23 protein-coding genes are annotated in these 26378 nt (G+C 67.8%); 10 read left to right on the plus strand and 13 right to left on the minus strand.

Going from position 1 to position 26378, the window contains the following annotated elements; genetic code table 11:
* Positions 1–40: 40 nt before the first annotated feature.
* A complete protein-coding gene (locus EV651_RS13590; RefSeq protein ID WP_133785513.1) occupies positions 41–715 on the minus strand; it encodes a GAF and ANTAR domain-containing protein in 675 nt (224 codons plus the stop codon).
* A 97-nt stretch (positions 716–812) separates the two neighbouring features.
* On the opposite strand from EV651_RS13590, the gene EV651_RS13595 reads away from it, so the two are divergent.
* Entirely contained in the window at positions 813–2399 is a 1587-nt protein-coding gene (locus EV651_RS13595) for a beta-N-acetylhexosaminidase (RefSeq protein ID WP_166658597.1), read from the plus strand.
* A 43-nt stretch (positions 2400–2442) separates the two neighbouring features.
* Here EV651_RS13595 and EV651_RS13600 read toward each other — a convergent pair whose 3' ends face one another.
* The 5 genes from EV651_RS13600 to EV651_RS13620 form a co-directional block, all read right to left on the minus strand.
* Complete coding sequence (locus EV651_RS13600; RefSeq protein ID WP_133785515.1) at positions 2443–4500, minus strand: NPCBM/NEW2 domain-containing protein; 2058 nt, start codon at positions 4498–4500, stop codon at positions 2443–2445.
* Between the two features lie 33 nt (positions 4501–4533).
* Positions 4534–6507, minus strand: a complete 1974-nt coding sequence (locus tag EV651_RS13605) for an alpha-galactosidase (RefSeq protein WP_133785516.1) — start codon at positions 6505–6507, stop codon at positions 4534–4536.
* On the minus strand, positions 6504–7319 hold the full coding sequence (locus EV651_RS13610) for a carbohydrate ABC transporter permease (protein WP_131285348.1): 816 nt from the start codon (positions 7317–7319) through the stop codon (positions 6504–6506). Before EV651_RS13610 ends, EV651_RS13605 begins: the two co-directional genes overlap by 4 nt.
* A complete protein-coding gene (locus EV651_RS13615) occupies positions 7316–8113 on the minus strand; it encodes a carbohydrate ABC transporter permease (RefSeq protein ID WP_238156864.1) in 798 nt (265 codons plus the stop codon). Before EV651_RS13615 ends, EV651_RS13610 begins: the two co-directional genes overlap by 4 nt.
* A gap of 191 nt (positions 8114–8304) precedes the next feature.
* Positions 8305–9597 (minus strand): ABC transporter substrate-binding protein, encoded by a 1293-nt coding sequence (locus tag EV651_RS13620; protein ID WP_202870318.1) that lies wholly within the window; start codon positions 9595–9597, stop codon positions 8305–8307.
* Positions 9598–9815: 218 nt separating this feature from the next.
* Between EV651_RS13620 and EV651_RS13625 the strand changes: the two genes are divergently transcribed.
* The 6 genes from EV651_RS13625 (at position 9816) to EV651_RS13650 (ending at position 14981) form a co-directional block, all read left to right on the plus strand.
* Positions 9816–10538, plus strand: coding sequence for an SDR family NAD(P)-dependent oxidoreductase (locus EV651_RS13625; RefSeq protein ID WP_133785517.1), 723 nt, complete (start codon positions 9816–9818; stop codon positions 10536–10538).
* On the plus strand, positions 10535–11275 hold the full coding sequence (locus EV651_RS13630) for a FadR/GntR family transcriptional regulator (RefSeq protein ID WP_238156865.1): 741 nt from the start codon (positions 10535–10537) through the stop codon (positions 11273–11275). The genes EV651_RS13625 and EV651_RS13630 overlap by 4 nt, the downstream gene beginning before the upstream one ends.
* On the plus strand, positions 11272–12417 hold the full coding sequence (dgoD, locus tag EV651_RS13635; RefSeq protein ID WP_133785519.1) for a galactonate dehydratase: 1146 nt from the start codon (positions 11272–11274) through the stop codon (positions 12415–12417). Before EV651_RS13630 ends, dgoD begins: the two co-directional genes overlap by 4 nt.
* Entirely contained in the window at positions 12411–13190 is a 780-nt protein-coding gene (locus EV651_RS13640) for a hypothetical protein (RefSeq protein ID WP_133785520.1), read from the plus strand. The genes dgoD and EV651_RS13640 overlap by 7 nt, the downstream gene beginning before the upstream one ends.
* A 146-nt stretch (positions 13191–13336) precedes the next feature.
* The gene (locus tag EV651_RS13645) at positions 13337–13957 is read left to right on the plus strand and encodes a bifunctional 4-hydroxy-2-oxoglutarate aldolase/2-dehydro-3-deoxy-phosphogluconate aldolase (RefSeq protein ID WP_133785521.1); all 621 of its coding nucleotides are present in this window, start codon (positions 13337–13339) and stop codon (positions 13955–13957) included.
* A 61-nt stretch (positions 13958–14018) separates the two neighbouring features.
* Positions 14019–14981 carry a sugar kinase gene (locus tag EV651_RS13650; protein WP_133785522.1) on the plus strand — a complete coding sequence of 321 codons (963 nt, stop codon included), beginning with the start codon at positions 14019–14021 and terminating at the stop codon, positions 14979–14981.
* Between the two features lie 184 nt (positions 14982–15165).
* Here the strand turns inward: EV651_RS13650 and EV651_RS13655 are convergent, their stop codons facing one another.
* The 4 genes from EV651_RS13655 to EV651_RS13670 form a co-directional block, all read right to left on the minus strand.
* Entirely contained in the window at positions 15166–15786 is a 621-nt protein-coding gene (locus tag EV651_RS13655) for a dihydrofolate reductase family protein (RefSeq protein ID WP_133785523.1), read from the minus strand.
* Complete coding sequence (locus EV651_RS13660; protein ID WP_133785524.1) at positions 15786–16310, minus strand: SRPBCC family protein; 525 nt, start codon at positions 16308–16310, stop codon at positions 15786–15788. Before EV651_RS13660 ends, EV651_RS13655 begins: the two co-directional genes overlap by 1 nt.
* Positions 16307–16654 (minus strand): metalloregulator ArsR/SmtB family transcription factor, encoded by a 348-nt coding sequence (locus EV651_RS13665; RefSeq protein ID WP_133785525.1) that lies wholly within the window; start codon positions 16652–16654, stop codon positions 16307–16309. Before EV651_RS13665 ends, EV651_RS13660 begins: the two co-directional genes overlap by 4 nt.
* A gap of 168 nt (positions 16655–16822) precedes the next feature.
* A complete protein-coding gene (locus EV651_RS13670) occupies positions 16823–17356 on the minus strand; it encodes a helix-turn-helix domain-containing protein (protein ID WP_133785526.1) in 534 nt (177 codons plus the stop codon).
* A 55-nt stretch (positions 17357–17411) separates the two neighbouring features.
* Here EV651_RS13670 and EV651_RS13675 point away from each other — a divergent pair, with 55 nt between their 5' ends.
* Positions 17412–18314 carry a S9 family peptidase gene (locus EV651_RS13675; protein WP_202870319.1) on the plus strand — a complete coding sequence of 301 codons (903 nt, stop codon included), beginning with the start codon at positions 17412–17414 and terminating at the stop codon, positions 18312–18314.
* Here the strand turns inward: EV651_RS13675 and EV651_RS13680 are convergent.
* Entirely contained in the window at positions 18311–19777 is a 1467-nt protein-coding gene (locus tag EV651_RS13680; RefSeq protein ID WP_133785528.1) for an ATP-binding protein, read from the minus strand. The genes EV651_RS13675 and EV651_RS13680 overlap by 4 nt on opposite strands.
* Complete coding sequence (locus EV651_RS13685; protein WP_133785529.1) at positions 19777–21438, minus strand: FAD-dependent oxidoreductase; 1662 nt, start codon at positions 21436–21438, stop codon at positions 19777–19779. The genes EV651_RS13680 and EV651_RS13685 overlap by 1 nt, the downstream gene beginning before the upstream one ends.
* Before the next feature lie 238 nt (positions 21439–21676).
* On the opposite strand from EV651_RS13685, the gene EV651_RS13690 reads away from it, so the two are divergent.
* On the plus strand, positions 21677–22441 hold the full coding sequence (locus EV651_RS13690) for a class I SAM-dependent methyltransferase (RefSeq protein WP_238156888.1): 765 nt from the start codon (positions 21677–21679) through the stop codon (positions 22439–22441).
* A gap of 143 nt (positions 22442–22584) precedes the next feature.
* Positions 22585–25575, plus strand: a complete 2991-nt coding sequence (locus EV651_RS43085) for a S8 family peptidase (RefSeq protein WP_202870320.1) — start codon at positions 22585–22587, stop codon at positions 25573–25575.
* Here EV651_RS43085 and EV651_RS13700 read toward each other — a convergent pair.
* On the minus strand, positions 25568–26323 hold the full coding sequence (locus EV651_RS13700) for a hypothetical protein (RefSeq protein WP_133785531.1): 756 nt from the start codon (positions 26321–26323) through the stop codon (positions 25568–25570). The genes EV651_RS43085 and EV651_RS13700 overlap by 8 nt on opposite strands.
* Between the last annotated feature and the right edge of the window lie 55 nt (positions 26324–26378).

Raw genomic sequence — 26378 nt, forward strand, 5'->3', positions numbered from 1 at the left:
GGCCTGGAGATCCACTTAACGTGCGGTCGGATGCTCGGGCTCAGGGGTTGCTGGTGGTTCGGACGATTTGTTCGGCGACGGCTCGGAGCTTTACGTTGCCGTCCTGGGAGAGCCGGGTGAGGAAGGCGAAAGCGCGGTCGTCTGTGAGCTTGTATCGCTCCATGACGACCCCTACCGCCTTGCCGATGAGCCCGCGCGTGCGCACGGCCTCTTGCAGGTTGTGGATCTCCCGGGCGTACTCGATCGCCATCGCGGCCTGGTGCTGGAAAAGCACGCCGAGCGCCCCGAAATCGCCGAACGCACCGGGCCGGCGGGCATAGAGATTCAGCGCACCCCGCGACTTCGGAGCGTCGAAGAGCCGGATGCCGGCCTGGGCCTCGATACCGGCGGCGACGGCTGTCACGGCGTACCGCGGGAAGCGTGGATCGCCGTCCAGGTTCGGCGAGATGACGTGGACGGAATCGGCCGCGGCTTCGTAGCAAGGTCCTTCCTGCAACTCGTACTGGGCCGCGTCGACGCCCCAGAGCAACTCATCGGTCGGCGCGACCGTTTCCAGACGGCCGTCGAAGTGCAGAATCGTGATGCTGGCGAAGTCCACCTCCGGCAGCACCTCGACCGCGGCCGCCGTGATGCGCGCGAGAGTATGGTCGAGGTCACCGGGCGTGAGCACCTTCGACAGACGTTCTGCCTGCTCCAGCAGGAGTTGCGTATCCATTGCCACCCGGTACCCGCTTCAAGCGCCACCGACGCCGACACCGACGCCCACGTACACAACGTGGCCGTCCGGTCGCGATATGACGCAGAATCGTCGGATGAACCTTCCTCTGATCCCGGCACCGGCGACCGCGACCGCCCCCGACGGTCCGTTCGTCCTGACGTCAGCCTCGGGTGTCGTCCACTCGTCTGAACTCGCCGGTCCCGTCGCCCGCTTCCTCGAGGACGTGGAGCTCGACGCTGGCCTCACGCTGACCGGCGACTCGGGCATCCACGTCGACCTCGGGAGCGTCGACGGCGTACCACCGGTCGCTGGTCTGCGCGCCGACGGGGACGCTCTGGACGAGCGCCACGGCCTGGAGATCACCACGAACGGCGTCCGGGTGTGGGGTCCGACGCCGGAGGCGGTGTACCGCGGCCTCACGTCGCTTCGCCAGCTGATCTCCGCGAATGTGCAGGACGGTACGGCGGTGCTGCCGGCTGCTCGGATCGTCGATGGGCCGCGGTTCGCGTGGCGGGGGCTGTCACTCGATGTGGTGCGGACGTTTCACGCGCCGGACGAGGTACGGCGGGTCATCGACATGCTCGCGTTGTACAAGCTCAACGTGCTCCACCTTCACCTCACGGACGATCAGGGCTGGCGGGTCGAAGTACCGTCACGGCCCGCGTTGACCGAGGTGGGTGCGGCCGGAGCGATCGGTGATCGTCCCGGTGGGTACTACACGCAGGCCGAGCTGGCGGATCTGGTCGCGTATGCGGCCGACCGGTACGTGACCGTCGTACCGGAGATCGACATGCCCGGGCACACAGCGGCCGTGTTCAAGGCGTACCCGGAGCTCGGGCCTGCGGAGCCTCAGACGATCGACGTCGGGAATGGCGACAAGCTCCATCTCGGCACGCTGGATCCGGGACGCGACGAGACCTGGGTGTTCGTCGAGGACGTCCTGGATGCGGTGATCCCGCAGTTTCCGCGGAGTGCGTACGTACATATCGGCGGTGACGAGACCTGGGGTATGGCCGACGAGGACCACGCGGCGTTCGTCGAGAAGGCGGCCGCGCTCGTCCGGGAGCGCGGGAAGAAGGTCGTCGGCTGGCAGGAGATCGCCCGCGCGAGGCTCGGCTCCGAGGATGTCGTACAGTACTGGCTGGATCTCGACATCGACAAGATGGGCGAGAACCCGGACGCGCCGACGCCGCCCGAGGAACTGCTGCCGGTGCTGGTCGAGGCGCTGCGCAAAGCGAAGTACGACGCCCCGAAGGCGCTCGAGCAGGGCGCGAAGCTGATCGTCTCGCCGGTGACCTGGCTGTACTTCGACCGCCCGCACGCCGATGCCTCCTCAGACCCATCGCAGGAACAGGCCAGGGAGCGTCTCGGCCTGCAGTTCTACGGTGCGGCGTCCATCGAACACGGTGTGTCGTGGGACCCCGTCGACACCTTGCCCGATATCGACAGCACCGAACAGATCGCCGGCATCGAGGCCGCGATCTGGTGCGAAACCATCACCAGCTCAGAGGACCTGGAACTGTTGCTCCTCCCCCGCATCCCAGGTCTGGCGGAGAAGGCGTGGTCGCACCAGACCGCCACCAACTGGCCGGAGTACGCCGTCCGCCTGGGCCAGCAGTCCCCCACCTGGCGCAACCGCCGGTGGACCTGGCTCCATTCGACCGAGGTGGACTGGAAGTAGCTGGGGAGGGCGGCCTTCTGAGGCCGCCCTCCCCAGGGAGTTCTCAGCAGGTTGCGGTGGGGGCTGCCCAGTCGGCGCGGTCGTTGTAGCCGCCGTCGCCGGCGTCGCCGACGAGGAGATCGAGCACCCGTACGCCGGTCAGGTCGACATCGAACTGCTTCGGGGTGAAGCGGTCGACGGTGCCGCTGTCGAACAGGACCTTGCCGTCGCCGACGACCTGGAACGTCGACGTACCGCCGTCCGGACCGACATTGCCGACCACGTCATCGATGCCCACGGCGCCGGTCAGCCGCGAGCACGCCTTGCCGAGGTAGTACCGGATCAGAGACGGGGACGCGACACCGATCCCGGTGGAGTACGTCGTACCGGTGAGCTTGATCGGGTTGCCGCCGCCGACGCTCTCGTCGATCGTCGGCGACATCCAGCCGCTGGTCGCGGTGATCCACTGGTGATGAGACAACGGCACGGTCCCGCTCGGCGGTGCGGGTGCGACGACCACCGGAGACAGCACGGTCGTCTGCCGCTGCTCGCCGTACAGCAGCGTCCGGTACGTCGTGGTGGCCGTGAGGCTCGCGGTTCCGGGTGGTGCCGTGGGCGGGAGCTTCACGGTGAACGCGAACGTCGCCTGCTTCCCGCCCTCGATCAGACCAGGCGCCTCGGACAACGGCGTCGCGGTCCATCCGGTGCCACCGGCAACCTTCACCGTCGGCGCGAACACAGGCACCGAACTATCGTTGCGCACGGCAACCTGCACCGTGAGCTCGTCCCCACCGGCCACGACCGGCGCCGTACCTTCGGGCTGGGCGTCCGTCCCGACCTTCGTCACCTGCGGGATCCCGGCCGTGACGTGCGGGATGCCCGGAACGCCGCGTGCGGGTTCGACGCGGAACAACGCCGTACCGTGAGCTGGCACCGCTGCGCTGATCACGCCGGCGCTCTCGGTCACCTTGTTCGTCCACGCGTTCTTCAGCGTGAACCGCGACCCACTCAGACCCACTGCATCGGCTGTCGTCGTCAGCGTCTTCGCACTGTCACCCCGGTTGAGCAGGACGACGGCGCGGCTGCCGTCGGCGAGCCGCTTGACCCACGTCTCGGTCGTCCCGGCAGCGCCGATCCGGACGGCCTGTACGGCGGCCTTGTCCTGGTTGATCGCGAGTACGTCGGGATCGGTCAGCATCCCGATCGTGGTTGCGCTGAGCTTGCGGACGTCGCTGCCGATGACCAGGGGCGCGGCGGCCACCGCCCACAGCGTGAGCTGGGTACGGAACTCCTCGTCGCTCATCCCGAGCTCCGGTGCCAGGTAGTCCGGGTCGCCGAACGCGCCGGGCCTCACGACCTCCGGGTGCCGCGCGTTCGCGTCGTAGTTCCGCAGTACGTCCTTGAACTTGATGTCGCCCTGGAACCCGACGTCGGTGTACGTACGCCACGACTGCGCGATCCCCGGCGCGTACGACCACGAGTTGATCGACTGCTGGGACTCCGGGTAGTTGCCCCAGTCGGGCGACGTCACCGGGTTGCAGAGGTTGAAGATCATCGGCCGGTGGCTGGCGTTGTTGCGCAGCGCCTGGGCGAACTCGGTGTAGACCGTCTTCGGGTCCAGGTTCGCCGCGATCCCGCACAGGTAGTCGACCTTGACGGCGTCGAAACCCCAGGCGGCGAACTGATCCGCGTCGCGCTGGTAGTACCCGCCGCTGCCGAGGCCGCACTTGCCCGGGATGTACGGACCGGCGTCGGTGTAGATGCCCGCCCTCAGGCCCTTGCCGTGGATGTAGTCGACCAGCGGCTTCAGCCCGTTCGGGAACTTGGCCGGGTTCGGCACCAGGTCGCCGGCGTCGCTGCGGGACTGGTCGGCCTGCCAGCCTCCGTCCAGCCAGACGATGTCGTAGCCGGCCTTCGCGAGGCCGCGGCTCACCAGGGAGTCCGCGACCGACTTGATCGTGTCCTCGGTGAAGTCGCCACCGAGTCCGTAGTACGTGTTCCAGCCCTGGTACGGCGTCGGGCTGAGGACCGGAGCTGTGGCCTGAGCCGCCACGGCTCCGGTCGTGGTGGTCACGCCGGCGATGAGAGCCGCCGCAATCAACCCGCCTAAAAGTCGTCTCATCCTGGTTTCCTTTGCTGCCGTTTGAGCGGACGGTCAGTCGAGCTGCTCGACGACCAGGCAGTGCGAGTCGGCGGAGTCGTCGAACGCGACTCCGACCTGCAGCAGGTAGCTGCCCGGGTAGGTCTCGTTGCCCACCCGGTAGTTCTTCGCCGGATCCAGTCCGGCCAGCGGCACCCGCCGCGGCCGGGTCGGCAGCGTGCCGCGCACGTTGCCGTCGCCGGTCTCCCACAGGAACACCACGGACCTCGTCGCGCCGACGTACTGCACGCCGGCCGAGAGCCCGTAGACCTTGCTTTCGGCAATCAACTCCCGAAAGCCCTTGTACTGCTCGATATGGCGCGCCGCCGTCTTCAGCTGGTCGTCGGTCCAGCGCGAGAGATCCGCACCGATCCCGAGTACGCCGGCCATCGCGACGTGGAACCGGAAGTCGAGCGACCGCTCGCGACCGTCGTGCGTCCCCTCGGCATCGGTCACCCAGGAACTCATCAGGTGCGGCGCGAACCCGGTCCGGAACCCTTCCTGAATCCGCAGCCGATCCAGCGGCGCGGTGTTGTCACTCGGCCACAACGTGTCGACCCGCGAGGCCATCGCCAGATCGACGCGCGCCCCGCCACCCGCACACCCTTCGACGGAGACCTCGGGGTGCCGGTCCCTGAGCTTCTCGAGGATCTCGTACAGGTTGCCAACCACCCGGCCGTCGAGGTCCCGGCGTTGATCGCCACTGTCCAGCCGCGGCCGATTGGCGTCCCACTTCAGGTACGTGATGTCGTACGTCGACAGCAGCCGATCGAGCGTGCTCCAGATGAACTCCGCTACGTCGTCCCGGCTCAGATCGAGCAGGAGCTGGTTGCGGATCAGGATCGGATCGTGCCCCGGCGTACGAAGGATCCACTCCGGATGCTCCTTGGCCAGCTGCGATGTCGGGCTGACCGACTCCGGCTCTACCCACAGCCCGAAGTCGAGCCCGATGTCCTTCAGTTGACCGATGAACGCGTCCAGCCCGTCCGGGAACTTGGCCGGATCGACCTCCCAGTCCCCCAGCCCGCCGGTGTCATCAGAACGCCCGACGAACCATCCGTCGTCCACCATGAACGTCTCGACCCCGATTCCCGCCGCGCGCCGCGCCAGTTCGAGCTGATGGTCGGCGCGGATGTCGAACTCGGTCGCGAACCAGGAGTTGTACAACACCTTCGGAACACGTTTTCTCGACGCGGCCCGCTCGTACTCATGGAACACTCGCGCCAGCCCGTCGGTGCCCTCAGCACTGCACGCGCCGACGGCCTTCGGCGACACCCACGTCTCGCCCGGCTGCAGCGTGATCCCGAGACTCGACGACGTCCGGCCCGCCTGGATCCGCACCAGTCCGGTCGTATCCACGTCCGCCGACATCTCCCACGACCCGGTCCACGCGAGCTGTACGCCGTACGCCACGTCGCCATCGACGACCAGGTACGGCGAGTACGAATGCCCGGTGATGCCCTGCGCACTCCCGATCGTGAACCGCCCGCGCGGCAGGGTGACCGAAGCCTGCTGGAACTCACTGTTCCACTCGCCCCACAAGTACTTGACGGTGTTCCCACCCGGTACGACGAACCCGGCCGAGTCATGTCGATGGAGCACAACCTCATCAGGACCGTCGTTTCGCAGGGACACCCACCGTTCCACCGCATCCCCGACCATCCGGTAGTGCAGGACGATCCGGACAACGTCCGCGAACTCGAGCTCCAGCCCGTCACCTTCACGTGCCTCGACGAACACCGGCCGGAGCTCATCCGCTCCCGAAGCACCTGAGGCAACCAGGTCGACGGGTGCGGTGTAGCGGACGCCGCGGACGGCGTACTCCAACGGCTCCACGTCCGCGCGCGGAACGAAATGCTCCGTGCCAACAACAGCAACTGGCGCCAAGCCATCATGCGGGCCCCAGGCAACCAACTGGGCCCACCGACCATGATCCGGTACGCCGACGACGTACGAGATCGTCGTACCGCGTAAGGTCCACGTCCTCACTTGACCGCTCCGATCGCCAGCCCGCCGACGAAGTGTTTCTGGAACCGGAGGAACACCGCGACCGTCGGTACGGCGGCGATCACGGTGCCGGCCGCGATCACGTTCCACGACGACACGAACAGGCCTTGCAGACCGAGCAGCGCAGGCGTGACCGGCATCTTCTCGCCCGAGCGGATCACCGTGATCGACCACAGCAGGTCGTTGAAGATCCACGTGAACGACAGCGCCCCTAGCGCTGCCAGCGCCGGACGGGTCAGCGGCAGGATCACCGCCGAGTAGATCTTCCCCGGCCCGGCCCCGTCGATCGTCGCCGCCTCCTGGATCTCTCGCGGCAGATCCCGCATGAACCCGTGGAGCACGAACGTGTAGAACCCCAGCCCGAACCCGACATGGACCGCGATCAGGGCGATCAGCGTGTCGTAGTACCCGATCAGCTCCACGAATCGGGAGATCGGGATCAGCAGGATCTGCGGCGGCAGCAAGTTCCCCATCAACATCAGCAACAGGATCGTCCGCCGGAACGGGATCGAGTACCGCGCGAGCCCGTACGCCGCGACCGACGCGAGCCCGAGACTCAGCAGCACGGCCGGGATCGTCACCAGCAGGCTGTTGATCAGCGCGCGGAACTCGTCCGCGTCCTCCCACGCCGACTTGTACGTCGAGAACGTGAACGAATGCGGCAGCGACCCCAGCCCGTTCGCGGCGACGTCGTCGAAGCTGCGGAACGAGATCACGATCACCCACAGGATCGGCGCGACCCACAGGAACGAGATCAGCCCCATCGCCACGTGGTAGCCGGTACGCCGTATCACGATTCCTCCCGGAACGCGCGGATCAGGTAGCCGAGGATGACGGCCAGGGCGAGCAGGAAGATCACCACGGCCAACGCGGACGCGTACCCGAGCTGGGTGGACTGGAACGCGGTCGAGTACATGTATGTGCTGAGCAGCTCGGACGAGTGGTACGGCCCGCCCTTCGTCATCGACCAGACGATGTCGAAGGACCGCAGCGAGTCGATGACGATCACCGACAGTACGACGGAGTTGACGCCCTTGAGCTGCGGGATCGTCACGTACCGCGTGCGTTGCCAGGCGGACGCGCCGTCGACCTTCGCGGCCTCGTAGAGCGCGGGGTCGACCGCCTTCAGGCCGGCCAGGTACAGCACCATGACGTACCCGATCTGGCGCCACAGAGCCGGCACGATCACGGCGTACAGCGCGGTGTCGGGGTCGGCGAGCCACGGGCGGATGAAGTTGCCCAGGCCAACGGTTCGGAACACCGTGTCGACAAGTCCATCCGGCTGGTAGAACACGCGCCAGATCAGCGCGGTGACGACCAGCGAGAAGACGACCGGGGTGAAGAGGGCGGCCCGATAGATCCCGACGCCGCGGCGCTCGCGCTGCAACAGGAGCGCCATCCCGAACCCGCCGATGACACTCAGTCCGCCGAACAGCACGAGCCAGATCGCGGTGTTCTTCAACGCGGTGCGGAAGATCGGGTCGGACACCATGTCGGAGAAGTTCCCGAACCCGACGAACCGGGGCGCCGACAACCCGTCCCAACTGGTCAACGCCAACCAGAACCCCTGCAGAGCAGGCCAGAACACCCAAACAGCCTCAACAACAAACGGCACCAACACAAACGCAAGAATCAAAGGAGAAACCCGCCGCGGCCCCGACCGTTTCGTACGACGCGATACACCCCCGCTGCCCTTCGCGCGACTTCCACCCGCCCCACTCCCCCGCTCGTCACGCCGCGGGCGCGACGAGCGGGTTTCCGCGGTTGACGATGACACGCTCACGCCTTGAAGACCTTCTGTGCCGCCGCCTGCCAGTCGGCGAGGATCTTGTCGATCTGGTCGGGCTTGTCGAGGAACTTGGTGAGGGCGGCGTCCGCAGTCGGCTGCAGGGCGTCGCTCGAGTCGCGGTTGAAGAACTGGGTGATCTCGGCTGCGGCCTCGATCATCGCCTTACCCTTCTGCACCAGCGGAGTGTCCGCGGACTTCCCGTCCGGATTGGCCGGAATCGCCGTACCGGAAGAGTTCTGCACGTAGATCTCCTGCGCCTCGGCCGTCGCCAGCCAGGTCAGGAACTTCTTCACCCCATCGACGTCCTGCACCTTCTTCGAGGCGAAGTACCCGTCCGTCGGCGCTTCCTCCGCCACCGGTACGGCGGGATCGATGATCGGGAACTGGAAGAAGTCAATGTCGTCCAGCGCGTCCTTCGGCGCCGAGTCCGCGAAGAACGTCCCGATCAGGAACATCCCGGTCTTGCCCGCGAGCAGCGCCGACGTCGCCTCCTGGAACGGGAACGACTTGCCCTTCGGGTCGAAGTACGGCAGCACCTCGCGCCACTTGGTGAAGACCGCCTTCACCTTCGGGTCGGTGAAGTTCCCCTGGCCGGCCAGCAACTGCCGGTGGAACGGCGCGCCGTTGATCCGGATGTTCAGGTAGTCGAACCACGCCGACGCGACCCACGGGGTGTCGCCGAGCCCGATTCCGATCGGCGGGATGCCCTTGCCCTGAATGGTCTTGCACACCGCGACGAACTCGGCCCAGGTCTTCGGCGGCGTCACGCCCCACTTGGCGAAGTTCGACTTCCGGTAGAACATGCCCCACCAGTAGTAGCTGGTCGGCACGAAGATCTTCTGCCCGGCGCTGCTCGTGGACAGCGTCTGCATCGCCTTCGAGTAGTTGCCCATCGAGTCCCAGACGCTCGAGACGTCGAGCAACAGGTCCTTCTTCGCGTACGAGTCCGCGACCGATCCGGCGTACCAGGTGTAGACGTCCGGCGGGTTCGCCGAGGTCAGGTACGTCGGGAGCTGGGTCCGGAAGATCTCCGACGCGACCGTGTTCAGCTTGACCTGCGAGCCGCCGGTCTTGTTGTACGCGGCAACGAGTTTCTCCATCGCGGCCTTGGCCTGCTCACTGGAGAGGTTCGACTGCAGCGCCAGCTGACCGGATGGCGCACTGCCGCTGCCGGGGCTCTTCGACGACGTCGCGCACCCGGGCACCAGGGTTGCTGCCCCGAGCAGTCCGAGTCCCTTGAGGAAAGTCCGCCGATCCGAACGAGGCACTGCCAGACCCGTCATGCACAACTCCTGAGATCTGCCCGCCGGCGATGCCAGTCGGGTGGGTGGTGTGTTCCGGACGATCTTGCGGCGACCCGTCGCAGCTGTCAATATTAATTCGTAAATTACGAGCAAATCGCTTGACCGAGCCTCACCTGTCACGGTCAACTGGTGCCTCGTTCATCGTTGGGAGCGGCCTGCCTCCGTGCTTGGGTGGGAGCTGATCGAAGGAGGCGCGGGTGCGACTGGCAGGGCGAGTGATCGTGGTGACCGGGGCTGCGTCGGGGATCGGCGCGGCGTGTGTCGAGCGGGCGCTGACCGAGGGCGCGCAGGTCGTGCAGGTGGACATCCATCCCTGCAAGAACCAGCCAGGCAAGGCGATCAGCGTGGTCGGTGACGTCGCGTCGGCCGACACCTGGGCGGAGGTCCGGGCCCGCGGCCGCGACGAGCTCGGCCCGATCGACGGCCTGGTCAGCAACGCGGTCTTCGTCGACGTGAAGCCGGCGCACGAGCTGTCGCCGCCGTCCTGGCAACGCCAGCTCGACGTCAACCTGACCGCGTCCTTCCTCGGTTTCCAGGCGCTGTACGACGACCTCGCCGCGAACGCCGGCTCCGTCGTACTGGTCTCGTCGGTGCACGCCATCGCAGGTCTCCCAGGCCATCCGGCGTACGCCGCAACCAAAGGGGCGCTCGTCTCACTCGGAAGGCAACTCGCGGTCGAGTACGGTCGGTCGATCCGGGTGAACACCGTGCTTCCGGGGCCGGTCGTGACGGCGATGTGGGACCGCGTCGACGCCGAGGGACGCGAGCGCAGCGCCCAGGCGACGGCACTCAAGCGGCTCGGGCAACCGGACGAGGTGGCGCAGGCGGTGGCCTTCCTGCTGTCACACGAGGCGTCGTTCGTCACCGCGACCAGCCTGGTGGTCGACGGCGGATGGTCCGCAGTGAAGGACTCGGCGTGAGGGAGAGCAGGGTGACGGGGATTCAGCGCGGGGTGTCGCGGGGACTGCACGGGCAGATCGTGGAGGAGATGGCGCAGCGCATCCTGTCCGGACAGATCGCGGAGGGCGCGACCATCAACGTCACCGAGCTGCAGTCCGACCTGGGCGTCAGCCTGACCGCCGTACGCGAGGCCTTGAAGGTGCTGACCGCGAAGGGTCTCGTCGACGCGCGGCAGAAGCGCGGCACGTTCGTCCGGCCGCGCTCGGACTGGAACCTGCTCGACGCCGACATGATCCGCTGGCACTTCAGCGACGCGGACGCCCGGCCCGAGCTGCTCGAGGAACTGCACGAGGTCCGCGGGATCGTCGAGCCGGCCGCCGCCCGGTTGGCCGCGGTGCGATCCGACGATGCGGACCTCACGGCGCTCGACGAGGCGCTCGCAGCGATGGAATCCGCGGGTGACAACGTCGCGGCGGCGGCCGCGGACCTGGCCTTCCACCGCGCGTTACTCGCGGCAACGGGCAACGAACTGCTGACGAAGATGGAAGTGATCATGGAAACCGGGCTCGCCGACCGCGACCGGCTGGTCCACAAGGTGAAGCCGTCGGACGATCCCGTGCCGAGCCACCGGCGCGTCGTGGACGCGGTCCGCGCGCACGACCCCGAGGGCGCCGAGCTCGCGATGCGGGAACTGCTCGCGAAGGCGGCCGAGGACCTCACCGAGGTCCGCGGATCGACCCGGCGGCGGCGCCGGTGAAGATCGAGAGGATCGAGACGTTCCTGGTTCCGCCGCGCTGGTTGTTCTGCCGGGTGGAGACGAGCGACGGTGTCGTCGGGTGGGGCGAGCCGGTCGTCGAAGGGCGCGCCGAGGTCGTCCGGGCCGCAATCGACGTACTGTCGGAGTACCTGATCGGCCAGGATCCGCTGCAGATCGAGCGGCACTGGCAAGTGTTGACGAAGGGCGGCTTCTACCGGGGCGGGCCGGTGCTGAGCAGCGCGGTCGCCGGGCTCGATCATGCGCTGTGGGACATCGCCGGCAAGGTGTACGGCGCTCCGGTCGCCGCGCTCCTCGGCGGGCGGGTCCGGGATCGGGTCCGCGTGTACGCCTGGGTCGGCGGGGACGAGCCGTCCGCGATCGGTGAGTCCGTCGCGGAGCAGGTGGCGGCCGGGATGACGGCCGTCAAGATGAACGCCAGCGGGCAGATCCAGGCCTCGCCGTCCGTCGCCGAGGTCAACGACATCGTCGACCGGCTCGCTGCCGCTCGCGCGGTCCTCGGGGATTCCCGGGACGTCGCGATCGACCTGCACGGACGGGTCGGCGTGGCCGCGGCGCGCCGCATCCTGCACGCGGTCGAGGACCTGCAGCCGATGTTCGTCGAGGAGCCGGTGCTGCCGGAGCAGATGGCTCACCTGGCCGAGGTGGTCACGACGTCGACGGTGCCGGTTGCGCTCGGCGAGCGGCTGTACCACCGGTCCGACTTCATGGCGCCGTTGAACGCGGGCGTCGCGGTCGTGCAGCCCGACGTCTCGCATGCCGGCGGGATCTCCGAGGTGCGACGCATCGCCGTACTCGCGGATGCCCACGGTGCGATGCTCGCGCCGCACTGCCCGCTCGGGCCGATCTCGTTGGCGGCTTCGTTGCAGGTGTCGTTCGCGACGCCGAACTTCCTTATCCAGGAGCAGAGCCGGGGCATCCACTACAACGTGACGAGCGATCTCACGTCGTACGTCGTGGATCCCGCGCCGTTCGCCTGGGTCAACGGTCATGCGGACTGGAACCCCCTGCCCGGCCTGGGAATCACGGTCGACGAGGAGGCCGTCCGCGCCGCGGACCGAACCGGCCACGCCTGGCGCAACCCGGTGTGGACCCACGAAGATGGATCATTTGCCGAATGGTGACCATCGATGCAGCTGACGGCGGCCGCTGGACCTCTCTGCAGCTCGGTGGCCGCGAATGGCTCTGGGCCGGGCCCGGCCTGGTCACCGGTCCACGCACCGGCCTCGCCACTTTCATCGACGCGGGCGGCGTCGACGAATGCTTCCCCACCGTCCGCGGGTTCCCTGACCACGGCGGTCTGTGGAATCAGCCGTGGGACGGGATGGTCACGTACAACAACGTGATCCTGACGCGGGCGTTCACCGCCGGCACCGACACCGTCAGCGTCGACTACCATCTGCAGGCTCCGGCCGGCTACCGCTTCATCTGGGCCGCCCACGCGCTCCTCGACTGCCTGGCCGGTGCGACCATCTCCGCCCAACCCGGCACCGAATGCCGCCTGTATCCCGAGGCCGCGCCGTGGTTGCCGTGGACGTGGCCGGGCGACGCCCACTGGGTGACCGCCATCTGGCCGACCCCTCTCGACCTCGGAACCTTCGGCCCGACGGACGGGACGGCTGCCGGAGCGATTCTGGTGGACTGCCCAACGGTTTCGGTCCGTGATCGCGGTGCCGAGCTCACCATGACCTTGAGTTGCCCGGGGCAACCAGTGTCCACAGCGTTGTGGCGTAACCAGGGTGGCTTCCCGGACGATGCGCCGTACCGGAGTCTGGGGGTCGAGCCGATGCTGGGCCGCGTGTTCGATCTGGCGACCGCCGGTCCGGGCGACGCCGCGGTGGTGCCGGCGAGCGGTGAACTGACCTGGCGGTTGACGCTGTCCGCCGGGCCGGTGTGATGTCACCCGAGGGGCAGAGCGAGTACGGCGTTGGGCACCGACGTGCTGTCCGCGGTGCGGATACTGTTCAGCTCGGTCGCGGTGAGCGTCCACGCCAGGGCTCATTGGACGTCCTATGTCTAAACTGATCACATAGGTTGGGGATTATGGATCTGCTTGCCGAACTCCGGAGCCGGAAACTGCTCGCGATCGTGCGCGCCGACGGGGCGGACACAGCCTTCGCCTGTGTCCAGACCCTCGTCGAGGCCGGCATCACGGCCCTCGAGGTCTCACTCACCACGCCCGGCGGCATCGAGGCGATCGCCAAGGCGCGTGCGCAGTACGACGCGAACATCCTGATCGGCGCAGGCACCGTCGTCACTGCCCTCCAGGCCGACGAGGTCGCCGCCGCCAACGCCGACTTCGCGGTCACGCCCGCGATCACTCGCGGCGCCCACCGTTCGGTCGAGCTCGGCCTGCCGCTGTTGTGCGGCGCACTCACGCCCACCGAGGTAGTGGCCGCGCTGGATCTGGGCGCCACCGCCGTCAAGATCTTCCCCGCCAAGCTTCACGGCCCCGGCTACCTCTCCGAACTTCGCGCGCCGCTCCCCGACGCCCCGATCATCGCGGTCGGCGGCATCGACGCGGTGTCCGCTCCGAAGTACCTCGCCGCCGGAGCCCTCGCGGTCGGCGTCGGCTCCCCCCTCCTCGGCGACGCCGGCACCGGCGGCTCCCTCGCCGAACTGGCCATCCGAGCAAGCACCTTCCGCACAGCCCTCAACATCTGATGCTTGCGACCCCGCAACTGACGGCGATCCGCGGGATCGCCCCGTTTCCCGGAGTGCTGACATGACGGACTTGCTGACTCTCGGCGAGACGATGGTCTCGGTGCGGACTGCCCGGCCGATGCGGCTCGGCGGGGATGCGCAGCTCTCGATCGCGGGATCCGAGAGCAATGTGGCGATCGGTGTCGCGCGGCTCGGGCACGACGTCACCTGGCTGAGTGCCTTGGGCAACGACGAACCAGGCCGGCTGATCGAACGCACCCTCCGCGCCGAGAACGTCGGCACTCAGATCCGGTTCTCCGACGACGCGTTCACCGGGTTCATCGCGTTCGACCAGCCGTCGCACGACATCACCCGCGTGAGCTACCACCGCCGCGGCTCGGCTGCTTCCACCCTCACGCCAGACGAGACCACGGCCGCGGTCGCCGCGACAGCCCCAACGCTGCTCCACGTCACCGGCATCACCCCGGCGCTCTCCAACACCGCACGTGCCGCCACGCTGGCCGCCGTACGCACGGCCTCCGCCACAGGCACTCAGGTCTCACTCGACGTGAACTACCGCGCCCGCCTCTGGACCCGCCCCGAAGCAGCCACCGCGCTGCGCGAACTTCTCCCCCACATCCACACCGTCTTCGCATCCGACGACGAACTCGACCTCCTCACCGACGCCGAAGATCCGGTCGCCGACCTTCTGAGGTCCGTCGACACAGTCGTCGTGACGGCCGGAGGGAAGGGCGCCTGGTCCCACACCAAAGGCTCCGAATCCGACGACGCGCCCTCGCCTGAGGTGCACACCATCCACAGCCCCGCCCTCCCCGTCACGGTCGTCGACAGCATCGGCGCCGGCGACGCATTCGTCTCCGGCTACCTCTCCGCCATCCTCGACAACCTCGCCCCCGACGCCCGCCTGACCCGAGCCACAACCTCAGGCGCCTTCTGCGTAACGGCGTACGGCGACTGGGAATCCCTCCCCACCCGCCAAGACCTAACCCTCCTGACCCACACCCAAGGCACCGCCCTCCGCTAACCCCACCCCCCCACCCAACCGACCGGCCGTCCCCCACCGCCCCGCAGCTTGCTTCCCGCCGACCCGCCGACCAGCGGCCTGTTTCACCGCCGGTCCGCCGAGTGGCGGGTTGTTTCGTGGCTGGCCTGTTGTACACAACCCGTCGGCGGTCACATAAGGCGCCAGTTGACTCGGCTCGGTTCGCCTAGCGTTGTCGGACGGAGTAGGTCAGGTGTGTCACCTTCGGGGAGTGCTCCGCGTGGATCTGGTCCAGGGCGACGCGGCTCGCATCCACGCCCTCGAAGAGGCGGATTCCGGAGCCGAACAGCACCGGCGACAGCGCGATCGAGAACTCGTCGATCAGCCCGGCGTTCAGGTACTCCAGGATCGTCGCACCGCCACCCGCGATGCGCACGTCGCGATCGCCCGCAGCCTCGCGCGCCTGCTCGAGCGCGACCTCGATGCCATCGTTGACGAAGTAGAACGTCGTCCCACCCGGCCGCTCCCACGGGTCACGCTTCTCGTGCGTCACCACGAAAACCGGCGTATGGAACGGCGCCTCCTCCGGCCACATCCGCTCGCCGGCATCGAACATGCGCTTACCCATCACACTCACGCCAGTGCGCTCGTACGTCTCCCGCGCGATGTCGTTGTCGCGCCCCTCCTCGCCGCCCTTTCCGAGCTTCAGGTTCTCCCGGAAGAACCGCAGCGGAAAGACCCACCGCTGCAGCTCCATCCACTGCTTTCCCATCAATTCCTCGGGCGAATCGGGCGCGATGAACCCGTCCAGCGACATCGACACCCCGAAGAACACCTTCCCGCCCATCAGCCCTCCACTCCCAACCGAGAGCCGACGTACGCAGCCAGCTTGCTCAGCGTCTGCCGGCCGCCCTCGATCGCGCCGTACTTCTCGACCGCCTCGTCGCGCAGTTCCTTGGTCCGGAACACCGTGCGCATCTCGATCCGCGTCGCCGCACCGTCGAGCGCGAACGTCAGCACCGACTCGAACGAGTTCGGGTCATCGCGGGACTCACCGTGCAGCAACGCGATCCGCTCCGGAGCGACGATCTCGGTCCAAGTGATCCACTCGCCGTAGTCCGTCCCGTCCGGCCCACGCATCACGAAGTCCCACACCCCACCGACCCGGAACTCGAACGCCCGCGTGGTGGTAGTGAACCCCTCCGGCCCCCACCACTCCGACAGGTGCCGAACCTCGGTGAACGCCTCGAACACCAACTCCCGCGGAGCGTCGATGACCCGCGAGATGACGATCTCCCGCTCAGCCGTCGCAGACCCCACCGGCACCCCGCGCCCCGTCGTGGACTGTGCCGACGCACCCTGCCCGCTCATCTGCTCTCCTCCTGCCGTGTCTGCTTCAGGTCCTGCACGTATGCATCCAGCCGGTCGAAGCTCTCGTTCCAGAACCGCTCGAACCCGCCGGCCCACTCATGGACCGGTCGCAGCCCGCGGGCATCCAGCCCGTACAGCCGCTGCTTGCCTGCCTTGCGGTCCCGCACCAGCCCCACCTCCCGCAGCACCCGCAGGTGTTTGGACGCCCCCGGCTGAGTCATCCCCAACTCCTGGGCCAACTCGGTCACCGGCCGCTCGCCCGCCCGCAGCAACACCAGGATCTCCCGGCGCTGCGGCTCGGCGATCGCGTTGAAGACGTCCGAAGTCGTCGCCGCTCGTGCCATGCCCGCAATCATATGCCCATATCGGAATGCGTCAAGCAGCTGTCACGCCGAAGCCGGCCAGCTCTAGCCCGCGACCTACGTCCAGGCTGTCGCACTCTTTGTGCACCAGATCCGTACATTCAGCCTCCGCCGGCACGGATCCCGTGCACAAAGTGACTCGGGTGGAGGTCAGGCGTCGTCGTTTGTGGGGAAGAGGATCGGGCTGAGGAGGTAGCGCGATCGGCCCGGGCGGGCCTCGTTCGACAGGACTGGGAGGATGGCGGCTCGGAGCCCCTCGATCAGCTGGTGGAGTTCGGCTTCCGTCAGCCAGATGCCGTGCTGGCGATAGCCGACGAGGTCCGCGATCGGGTCGGCTCCGTCGCGTTCGACGTACGCGTTGAACTCCGCGACCAGAGCCGCCATCGCCGCGGCGAACCCGCGCCGGTGGTCCTCGACCGTCAACTGCGCGAGCTGCTCCGGCGTGATCAACGCGCTCGCGACCCGCAACCGGAAGCGTCGCTCCACGGCACCCCGCACCCGCCGTTCCTCCGCGACCTCGAGAATGCCGCCCTCGGCGAGCAGTTCGACGTGCCGGTACAGCGTCGCCTTCGACACGTCCGCGATCCGCTCCCCCAGCTCAGCGGTCGTCAACTCACGTCCACCGCGCAGCGCATGCACAATCCGCAACCGCACCGGATGCCCCAGCAGCTCCAACGGACCCATGGCGCAACAATCTCACGTCATGCTACCTTTCTCAAATCATGAGAAAGGTACGCCGATGACCTGGACTCCCCCGCCGTACGCCGATCCCGCCGGCTTCACCGAACACGAGATCACCCTCGAGGCGGACGGCCGAACCGTCCCAGGCACGTTGACGTTGCCTGCGCGACCGACCGGCCAAGGTGCCGTTCTGCTGACCGGCGGCGGTCCGTTCGATCGCGACGAGACCAGTGGACCGAACAAGCCGCTCAAGGACCTCGCCTGGGGCTTGGCAACGAGGGGCGTCTCCGTCCTGCGCTTCGACAAGGTCACCGCGAACCGGCCCGAAGCGATGGCCGAGCCGGGGTACACGATGACTGCGGAGTACGTGCCGCACGGGATCGCCGCCGTACGGCTGCTCGCCGAGCACGTCGAGCGGGTCGTCCTCATCGGCCACAGCATGGGCGGCAAGATCGCACCGAGGATCGCCGCCGAGGAACCGCTCGTCGCCGGGGTCGTGATCATGGCCGGCGATACTCAGCCCATGCAGCACGCGGCAGTCCGCGTCGTGCGCTACCTGGCCCAGACGAATCCCGAGGCGGTCCCACCCGAGACCGTGACACTCTTCGAACGGCAAGCGGTCGCGGCCGACGACGTCTCTCCGGACACCCTCGCGACTGACCTGCCGTTCGGCGCCCCGGCGTCGTTCTGGTTGGATCAGCGCGAGTACGACCCGGTCGTGACGGCCGCGAAGCTCGACGCACCGATCCTTGTCCTGCAAGGCGGTCGCGACTACCAGGTCACCGTCGCCGACGACCTACCGGCGTGGCGCGCGGGCGTCCCGGACGCGACGATCACAGTGCTCGATGCCGACAACCACGTGTTCTTCCCCGGCGAGGGCCCGTCGACGATGGCCGACTACCAGGTCCCAGGACATCTGGACCCGGCAGTCGTCACCGCCATCGTCGACTGGTTGCCTTAAGCAAGCAGGGCTGGGTCGGACTCCAGTTCGCGTTCGGGGTCCAGGGGTAGGACGATCTTGAAGACCGTGTGGCCCGGTTCGGACTCGACGCGTAGGTCGCCGTGGTGCTTCTTCACCACGATGCGCCAGGAGATGTCGAGGCCCAGGCCGGTGCCTTCGCCGATCGGCTTGGTGGTGAAGAAGGGCTCGAAGATGCGGCGCCGGATCTCGTCGGGGATGCCCGGTCCGGTGTCGCCGATCTCGACCACCGCGTAGGCGCCGTCGCGACGGGTACGGAGCGTCAGCGTCCCGGATCCGCCCATCGCGCTCACCGCATTGTCGATGATGTTCGTCCACACCTGGTTGAGTTCTGCGGCGTACGCCGGGATCGGGGGCAGCTCGGGATCGAAGTCCTTGACGACCTCGTACCCCTGCAGCTTCCCCGACATCATCACCAGCGTCGACTTCAGCAACTCCCGCAGATCTATGGTCTGGTACGGCGCCCGGTCGATCTGCGAGTACTGCTTCGCCGCACCGACGAGGGTCGAGATCCGGGTCACGGAGTCGTCGATCTCGTTCATCAGCGACTCGGTGTCGATGGTGTACATCAACCACCGGACTGCACCCTCGAGGTACTTCGGCCCGACTGCCTCCAGCACGTTCTCCATCCAGGGCACATCCAGGCCGGCGGCGGCGAGCACCGGTGCCACGTCCCAGCTTGCCTGGACGTCGTGGTCGTCGAGCCAGTCCGTCAGCGTGTCCTCGCGGTCGGACAACTCCATCGGCGGGAGGTCCTTGTCCTTGTTCTTCTCCAGCCGCTCGACCGCGTCGTCCTGCAACGCGACGATCTGGTGCAGCTTGGTCGCGTCGAGGGTGCCGTCGGCAAGCATCGCCAGCTTCGACCGCATCCCGGACACCCGCTGCCGCAGGGTCGCCGCGGCCCGGACCGCCGCCGCGGCCGGGTTGTTCAACTCGTGGGTCAGACCCGCGGACAAGGAGCCGAGGGCAAGCAACCGCTCACGCTCCCCCAGGGTCTCATTGGTCCGCCGCATGCCCATCACGAAGCCCTCGATCAGGTGCACCGCCATCGGGAACCAGGTGTTCATCATCGTCGCCATCGTCTCGGCGCTGATCACGAAGAACTCCGACGGCCCGGTCACCTGCATCGTCGCGGTGTAGGACTTGTGATCGTTGGCGCCGAAGAACGCGTTGAACGCCCCGGAGTACACCCCGCGCTGGCCGGTCCGGTTGATCTCCACGAGCTCGCCGTGCGACAGCTTGCAGAGCCGGATCTCACCCGAGAGCAGGACGTAGCAACAGGTCGCCTCGTCGCCTTCGTTGAACACGATCCCGTCATGCACGGACTCGACGTACCCGGCCTCGGAGAGCCACTGCAGCTGCTCCTCGGTGAGGCTCTCGAAGAGGAACAGCGTGCGGAGTTCGTCCGGCGTCAGTCGCCGCGGCGCCACAGCTTGGTCAGTCATCAGAGCATCTCCAGGTATCGGTGCACCAGTGTCACGGCCATCGCTCCGTCGCCGACCGCGGAGGCGACCCGCTTCACCGACTCGGCCCGTACGTCGCCGGCGGCGAACACGCCCGGCATGCTCGTCTCCAGGTGGTACGGCTCCCGGTCCAGCGGCCAGCCCGGCGGTCTGCCGTGCAGGTCGGGTCCGGTGAGCACGAAGCCCCGGTCGTCGCGGAGCACGTCACCGGGCAGCCAGTCCGTCCGCGGGGCCGCGCCGATGAACACGAACATCCATTCCGTGTCCACCTCACGCTTCTCCCCGGTCTCGCTGTTCAGCAAGGTGAGGTGTTCCAGGTGCTCCGAGCCGATACAGGAAACGACCTGCGTGCAGGTGTGCACCTCGATGTTGTCGATCCCGTCGATCTGGTCGATGAGGTACGACGACATCGTCGCGGTGAGCGATGGTCCTCTCACCAGCATATGCACGCGTTTCGCATGCCTCGAGAAATAGACCGCCGCCTGACCGGCCGAGTTCGCCCCGCCGATGATGTAGACCTCGGCGCCGGCGCACGCCGGACCCTCGGTGGTGGCCGATCCGTAGTAGATGCCGCGGCCGCACAGATCCTCGACACCGGGGGCTTGCAGTGTCCGGTACGAGACCCCGGTCGCCAGGATCACCGAGTGCGCCGAAATCTCGCTGCCGTCGGCGAACACCAGCCGCCGCGCGTTGCCGAGCGTCTCGAGGCCGACGACCTGGCGAGTCGTCAGCAGCTCGGCCCCGAACCGGACCGCCTGCCGCCGGGCCCGGTCCGTCAGCTGCGCGCCCGACACGCCGTCCGGGAAGCCCAGGTAGTTCTCGATCCGGCTCGACTGCCCAGCCTGACCACCGGTCGCCAACTGCTCGACCAGCACAGTCCGCAGGCCCTCACTGGCGCCGTACACCGCCGCACCGAGCCCGGCCGGGCCGCCGCCGACCACGACCAGGTCGTAGAAGTCCTTCGCCGGCGCCGTGGACAGGCCGACCTTCTGCGCCAGCTCGGCCTCGGACGGGGCGATCATCACCGTGGCGTCAGGCGTGATCACGACCGGCAGCGTCGTACCGTCCACGTCGGCGGCATCCAGGAGCCGCTTGGCCTCGTCGTCGTCGACGTTCAGCCAGCGGTACGGCACCGCGTTGCGGGCGAGGAAGTCGCGGGCCGCGAACGACGGCGCCGACCAGCGGTGACCGATGACCCGGGTCTCGTCGCCGGACGGCTCCGGGGTCGACCGCCACAGGTCGAGCATCGCGTCGACCACCGGGTACAGCTTCTCCTCCGGCGGATTCCACGGCTTCAGCAGGTAGTGGTCGAGGTCGACCACGTTGATCGCCTGGATCGCAGCGTCGGTGTCGGCGTACGCCGTGAGCAGCACGCGGCGGGCCAGCGGGAAGAGGTCCATCGCGGCCTCGAGAAACTCGATGCCGGACATCTGCGGCATCCGGTAGTCGGCCAGCAGCAGCGCGACCGGTTCACCGCGGAGCTTCAGCTCCTTCAGCGCGTCGAGCGCCTGCACCGGGTTCTCGGCCCGGACGATGCGGTTCTCCTCGCCGTACCGACGGCGGAGGTCACGGGCGATCGACCGGGAAACGCCGGGATCGTCGTCGACGGTGAGGATCACCGAGCGGGTCGTTGACGCTGTCATGCCTCCTTCATACCAGCGGATCCCTACAAACAGACATCGGTAATCCACAGGCTCCGGCCCGGCTCGCGGGGGCGGCGCGAGCCGGGCAGGCCAGGGAGGGAGTCGAGGTACGGCGCGTGGCTGTCCTGCAACTCCCAGTTCGTTAGTAGAGATGCTCCATAATCACCGGTCAATGCGTCGGCGACGGCGGATACCCGACGCTGGCGGGAACCCGGCCTAGGGTGGTCGCGTGACGGAGATGGACTGGGGCAAGGGCAGCTACGAACCGACCGCCGCGGATCTGCTGCCCGCAGCTCGGGAACTGGTGACGGCAGCGAACATCCGGCCCGGTGAGCACGTGGTCGACGTCGGCGCGGGCACTGGCAACGTCGCCCTCCTCGCGGCCGATCTCGGCGCCCGTGTCACCGCGGTGGAGCCGGCTGCCCGCCTCCGCGAGGTAATCGCCGAGACAGCCTTGGACCGCGACCTGACCGTCGTCGCCGGCAACGCAGCGTCGATCCCGCTGCCGGATTCTTCAGCCGACGTGATCCTGTCCAACTTCGCCGTCATTTTCGCCCCCGACCCGGCCGCCGCAATCGCCGAACTCGCTCGAGTCGCGAAACCCGCGAGCCGAATCCTCCTGACCAGCTGGCAACCAGGAGTCCTGAGCCAACTCGTCGGCGTCATCCTCGCTGCGGTCCGAGAGGTCACGGGAGGCGCCCTGGGTACGCCGTTCAAGTGGCATGACCCGACCGCACTGTCCGAGCTCCTCGACCCGCACGCCTTCGCGGTTTCCGGCACGACGCTCGAACTCGACATCGTGGCGGCGTCCGCCGAGGACTACTGGGAGACCCGCATCGCAGCCCATCCCCTGGGCATCGAAACCCTCCCCCTCCTTGAACAGGCCGGCCGCCTGGATGAAGTACGCAAGCGCGTCCTGCAGACAATCGCCGACGACTGGATCACGTCAACCGGCCAGGTACGCCTGAAGGCGCAGTACCTCCTGGCAACTGCGGTGCGCTGACTGGCAGGTTTTCGCCAGCGGCTAGTTGAAGCCAAAACCGTGTGGTCGGAGCGGTGGATTGGCAGGCTCTTCGGCGTCCGAGCTCGGGGGCGGGCGGCCGGGGCTACAGCCACGGCCAGGACTACATGCCGTGGAGGCATCACGTGAACCATCCCAACCTGCGTCGGCGCGCCGCACTGCTTGCAGGCGCCGCGCTGATCACCACCGCCTTGGTGGCTCCACCGGGCTCCGCTGCACCAGGCACAGATGCGCCGTCCAGCAGCCGTCTCACCTTCGCACCTGGGCGGTACGTCGTAACACTGGCCGACAAGCCACTCGCGACGTACCAGGGTGGCGTCACCGGGCTGAAGGCCACCAAGCCGGCAGCTGGCCGCAAGGTCGAGGTCAACAGCACCAGCGGGAAGGCGTACCGCGCCTATCTGACCGGCAAGCACGCACAGGTTGCTGCGAAGGTCGGAGCACACGTCGACCACGACTACTCGACCACACTGAACGGCTTCGCCGCTTCGCTGACCTCGAAGCAGGTCAACGAGCTCACCAAGACACCTGGTGTGATGGCCGTCGTACCGGACCAGCTGCACGTCGCCCTGGACGACCGCAACCCGACCGACTTCCTGAAGCTGTCCGGCCGGACCGGCGTATGGAACAAGCTCGGCGGTACGGCGACCGCGGGCCAGGGTGTCGTCGTAGGTGTGGTCGACACCGGCATCTGGCCCGAGAGCGCGTCGCTGTCCGGCCCCAAGCTCGGCACCGAGCCGGCGACGGCTGCGGACCCGTACCGTCCTTACCTGTCCGGCTCGACGACTGTGATGCAGAAGGCCGACGGCAGCACGTTCACCGGCAGCTGCGAGGCCGGTCAGGACTTCACCGCCGACCTGTGCAACACCAAGCTCATCAGTGCGAAGTACTTCGGTGACGGGTGGCTCAGCCTGGTCCCGCCGGAGCGCCGTGCCGACTACGAGTCGCCGCGCGACGGTGAGGGCCACGGGACGCACACCGCTACCACCGCGGCAGGGCGGGCTGACGTGGACGTCGTACTGGGCGGCCGTGACCTCGGTACGGTGACTGGTGTCGCACCGGCCGCCAAGATCGCTGTGTACAAGGCGCTCTGGTCCGGTAAGGCGACGCAGGACTCAGGTGGTCTCACCTCCGACATCGTCGCTGCTATCGACCAGGCAGTCGCAGACGGCGTCGACGTCATCAACTACTCGGTCGGCTCGACCATCGAGTCCCCGGCCACGGACCCGATCCAGCTAGCGTTCCTGTCCGCTGCGTCGGCTGGTGTCTTCGTCTCCGCAGCCGGTGGCAACTCCGGCCCCGACGCAGCGACGCTCGACAACACCTCCCCCTGGGTGACCACGGTTGGAGCGACCACGGTCGCCCCGTGGAACGGGACAGTCGTGCTGGGCAACGGCCAGAAGTACTCCGGCGTCAGCACGACGATCACGTCGCCGACGGGCAGCAGGCCGCTCGTCAACGGAGCCGCAGTCAAGAAGGACGGCGTGAGCGACTCGGACGCACTCATCTGTCTCGCGAACACCCTCGACCCCGCCAAGACGGCCGGAAAGATCGTCGCGTGCGAACGCGGCATCAGTGCGCGCGTGGACAAGTCCGCCGAGGTACAGCGTGCCGGCGGCGTCGGAATGGTGCTGCTGAACCTGTTCGACCAGGACGTGGTCGGCGACTCCCACGTCGTACCGACTGTGCACCTGAACACCCCTGGCTCGCTGTCGGTGAAGTCCTACGCGACGCAGGCAGACGCGACCGCTGAACTCGTACCTGGCAACCAGACCAGCACCACGACGCCGTACCCGCAGATGGCCGACTTCTCGTCGCGTGGCCCGTCTCTGTCAAGTAACGGCAACCTGCTCAAGCCTGACCTCACCGCACCGGGTGTCAACGTGCTGGCCGCTGTCGCACCGCCCACCAACGGCGGACAGAACTACGCGTTCCTGTCGGGTACGTCGATGGCTGCACCGCACGTGGCGGGTCTGGCAGCCCTGTACCTGTCGAAGCACCCGGACTGGTCGCCCATGGCGGTCAAGTCGGCGCTGATGACGACTGCCGGCAACGTGCTGACCTCTACTGGAGCCGTCAACACCAACCCCTTCGACGCCGGCGCCGGTGAGGTACAGCCGTCGAAGATGCTGGACCCAGGCCTCGTCTACGACTCGAGCGACACGGACTGGCTGGGCTACTTGGAGGGCACCGGCGTCAAGACCGGTACCGGCGTATCGGCCATCAACCCGAGTGACTACAACGCTCCCTCGATCGCGGTCGGCCAGTTGCTGGGCACGCAGACCATCACCCGGCGAGTGACCGCTGTGACTGCGGGCCTGTACCGAGCGACTGCTTCGGTACCAGGTATGAAGGCCGTGGTCACGCCGTCAATCCTGCACTTCAGCAAGGCCGGTGAGACGAAGACCTTCACAGTGAAGCTCACTCTCGACACAGGTGACTCCGGCACGACCAGCAACGGTTGGCTGACGTGGCAGGGCGCCGACAAGACAGTCCGTAGCCCGATCGTCGTCGTACCGACGTCCGTGCTTGCTCCGACTGCAGTCACGGGCACCGGCGCTTCCGGCTCCACCTCGTTCACCGCAACCGTCGGCAAGGCCGGCGTACCGATCCGGTCGTACGGCGTGGTATCGGCACCTCTCGTTCCTGGCGCGGTGCCTGCTGGGGCAGCGGATGCCGACCTTCCGGACTACCCGGTGACGGCGACCTCCCAGACCAAGGCAGTGCAGTGGAACATCAAGACCGTGGACCCGGCCGGGAGCATCTGGCTGGTCCTGTACAAGGTCGTGAACGGTCAGATGCAGTTCCTGTCGTTCGTCGGTGACGGATCGAACCAGGCGTCCGCCAGCGTGCCCGCACCCACTCCTGGTGTGTGGGGTGTTCTTGCGATCACCCTGTCCAACCCGCCGGGCGCGAGCACGACGGAGTACACGATGCAGACGAACGTCGTGACCTCCTCGACCGGTAGCTCGCTCAAGGTCACGCCGCCGGTAGCACCGGCCGCGTTCAAGCCGTTCCAGGTGACGGCGTCGTGGTCCGGGCTGGCGACCGGTCAGCGCTCGACCGGCTTCGTCGAGTTCCCGAACCGGGCCGGAACGGTGGTGACGATCAACTAGGACCTAGATCCAGCGGCGGCGGGCGGCCTGGACGCCCGCCTGGAACCGGGTCTGCGCGCCGAGGGCATCCATCAGCGCGCGGACCCGGCGCTGGGTCGTCCGGGGACTGATCCGCAGCCGCCTGCTGATCATGTCGTCGGTGGCTCCGCCGGCCAGCAGCATCAGGATGTCGCGGTCCGGCGCCCGCAGCTCCGCCACGTCGCCGTTGGCCTCCAGCTCCGGCATCGGTACGGCCAGTCCCCACCATCGCGATCAGCCCGTCGAGCAGACCGGACGACCTGATCAGCAGGTGGGACTCGGCGGGCGCCCGCTTCGTCAGTGCGACCAGCGCCATGGTGTCGTCCCCGAGGACCATCTTCATCGGCATCTGCGGCAGCACCCGGCTCACCTCACCGGCCGCCCGCAGCTCCGGCAGCACCGCCATGACCTCCTCGGACTCGAACACCTCGAACCCGTAGATCGCCCGGTACACCAGCCCGTCCGCCAGCCGGTTCAGCTCGAGCTTCTGCTGCGACGCGGGCGGCGTCGAGTACGGCGGCCGATCCAGCGCCCGGACCTGCACCCGGCAACTGCGCTGCATCTCCTCGTAAGTCCGCAACAGTGTGGGCCCGTCCTCGATCAGCTCGACCTGGTTGCCCTCCAGAACCGGCTTCCCCCGAGCCTCCCGCAACTCGTCCGCCACTACCCGCAGCCGAGCCACCTGAGCATCCAGTTCGTCCAGCGGATCCACCACCGCACCGTCCGCCACCAGCACCACCCCTCACCAACCCGGCCCAAACCCCCTCACACTAAACCGCGTCAAG

The organism is Kribbella sp. VKM Ac-2571, assembly GCF_004362255.1.
GTDB lineage: Bacteria > Actinomycetota > Actinomycetes > Propionibacteriales > Kribbellaceae > Kribbella > Kribbella pratensis.

Coding starts and splice junctions, on each gene's coding strand:
- EV651_RS13590 (WP_133785513.1), bottom strand. CDS start 715: ATGGATACGCAACTCCTGCTGGAGCAGGCAGAACGTCTGTCGAAGGTG.
- EV651_RS13595 (WP_166658597.1), top strand. CDS start 813: ATGAACCTTCCTCTGATCCCGGCACCGGCGACCGCGACCGCCCCCGAC.
- EV651_RS13600 (WP_133785515.1), bottom strand. CDS start 4,500: ATGAGACGACTTTTAGGCGGGTTGATTGCGGCGGCTCTCATCGCCGGC.
- EV651_RS13620 (WP_202870318.1), bottom strand. CDS start 9,597: ATGACGGGTCTGGCAGTGCCTCGTTCGGATCGGCGGACTTTCCTCAAG.
- EV651_RS13640 (WP_133785520.1), top strand. CDS start 12,411: ATGGTGACCATCGATGCAGCTGACGGCGGCCGCTGGACCTCTCTGCAG.
- EV651_RS13645 (WP_133785521.1), top strand. CDS start 13,337: ATGGATCTGCTTGCCGAACTCCGGAGCCGGAAACTGCTCGCGATCGTG.
- EV651_RS13650 (WP_133785522.1), top strand. CDS start 14,019: ATGACGGACTTGCTGACTCTCGGCGAGACGATGGTCTCGGTGCGGACT.
- EV651_RS13655 (WP_133785523.1), bottom strand. CDS start 15,786: ATGGGCGGGAAGGTGTTCTTCGGGGTGTCGATGTCGCTGGACGGGTTC.
- EV651_RS13660 (WP_133785524.1), bottom strand. CDS start 16,310: ATGAGCGGGCAGGGTGCGTCGGCACAGTCCACGACGGGGCGCGGGGTG.
- EV651_RS13665 (WP_133785525.1), bottom strand. CDS start 16,654: ATGGCACGAGCGGCGACGACTTCGGACGTCTTCAACGCGATCGCCGAG.
- EV651_RS13670 (WP_133785526.1), bottom strand. CDS start 17,356: ATGGGTCCGTTGGAGCTGCTGGGGCATCCGGTGCGGTTGCGGATTGTG.
- EV651_RS13675 (WP_202870319.1), top strand. CDS start 17,412: ATGACCTGGACTCCCCCGCCGTACGCCGATCCCGCCGGCTTCACCGAA.
- EV651_RS13680 (WP_133785528.1), bottom strand. CDS start 19,777: ATGACTGACCAAGCTGTGGCGCCGCGGCGACTGACGCCGGACGAACTC.
- EV651_RS13685 (WP_133785529.1), bottom strand. CDS start 21,438: ATGACAGCGTCAACGACCCGCTCGGTGATCCTCACCGTCGACGACGAT.
- EV651_RS13690 (WP_238156888.1), top strand. CDS start 21,677: ATGGACTGGGGCAAGGGCAGCTACGAACCGACCGCCGCGGATCTGCTG.